Raw genomic sequence first — 1,364 nt, 5'->3', positions numbered from 1 at the left:
TGGGGACGAAGCGCTCGGCGGTGAGCGCGGGCTGGCCGAGGTAGCCGCGCGCCAGTCCGTCTCCCCCGGCGAAGAGTTCGCCCGGCACACCAATGGGCGAGGGCTGGCCGAAGCGGTCCAGGACGAAGACGGAGGTGTTGGAGATGGGGCGGCCCAGGGGGACGGAGGCGCCTACCTGGGAAGCGTCGGAGAGAGGAGCGCAGCAGGTGAAGGTGGTGTTCTCGGTGGGGCCGTAGCCGTTGACGAGGGTGCAGAGAGGCAGACGTGAGAGCCAGGCCCGCACGTGGGAGGCAGAGAGGACGTCACCCCCTGCCAGCAGGGTGCGCAGGGGCCGCAGCAGAGGCAGCAGGGAGTCGTCGAGGGAGTCGACGAGCTGGTGGAAGAGGCCCGCGGTCAGCCAGAGGGTGGAGACGCTGAAGAGGGAGACGGCGTGGGCAAGGGACTCGGCGGAGGGAGGCGCGGCGGGGAAGAGCGCCAGCCGGGCGCCGTTGAGAAGCGGTGCCCACACCTCGAAGGTGGAGGCGTCGAAGGCAGTGGGCGCCAGGTGCAGCACGACGTCGTCAGCACGCAGGGCGAAGTAGTTGGAGTCCTTCACCAGGCGGATGACGGCCTGGTGCGGAACGCTGACGCCCTTGGGCCGCCCCGTGGAGCCCGACGTGTAGATGACGTAGGCGAGGCCCTGGGATGAGAGGGGGCAGGCCGGAGGCGAGGACGGTCGCGAGTCCACCTCGGACTGCACCTCGTCGAGGCAGAGCACCCGGTGGGCGCCCGTGGGCAGCCTGTCGCGAAGCGCGGAGTGGGAGAGGACGAGAGAGGCGCGTGAGTCCTCGAGCATGAAGGCAAGGCGCTCGGAGGGGTAGCTGGTGTCGAGAGGGAGGTAGGCGCCGCCCGCGGAGAGGATGGCCAGGAGGCTGACGATGAGGTCGGGCGAGCGCTCCAGGAAGACGCCGACGGAGACCTCGGGGCCAACGCCCAGGTGCCGCAGGTGGTGGGCAAGGCGGTTGGCGCGCTCGGAGAGGGCGCGGTAGGTGAGGGAGGCGTCGGCGGTGAGCAGTGCGAGCGCGTCCGGAGTGCTGGCGGCCTGAGCGTGGAAGAGCGAAGCGATGGAGTCGGACGGATACGCGGAGGTGTTGGCGTTGAACTCCACCAGCACCTGCCGACGCTCGCGCTCCGATAGCACCGGCAACACCGTGAGCGACTGGTTCGGCGCGGCCACGATGCCTTCGAGCAACGTCTGAAGCTGGCCCGTCAGGCGCTCGATCGTCTCGGGCGTGAACAGTTCGGTGCGGTACTCGAACCAGCCCGTCAGTCCACCGGAGGTCTCCTCCAGGTTGAGCGTGAGGTCGAACTTGGCGGTGGTGCTC

Annotated in this window: 1 protein-coding gene; it reads right to left on the bottom strand. The window is 69.7% G+C overall.

The genetic code is table 11. The annotated features are described in order from the left end of the window. Nucleotides 1-1,364, bottom strand: a 1,364-nt coding sequence (locus ACLEQD_RS43455; protein ID WP_410391800.1) for a non-ribosomal peptide synthetase, incomplete at both ends; no start/stop codon positions are given.

The organism is Corallococcus sp. 4LFB, assembly GCF_046520365.1.
GTDB classification, from domain to species: domain Bacteria; phylum Myxococcota; class Myxococcia; order Myxococcales; family Myxococcaceae; genus Corallococcus; species Corallococcus caeni.
This window is presented reverse-complemented; position numbering and strand designations above follow the sequence as displayed.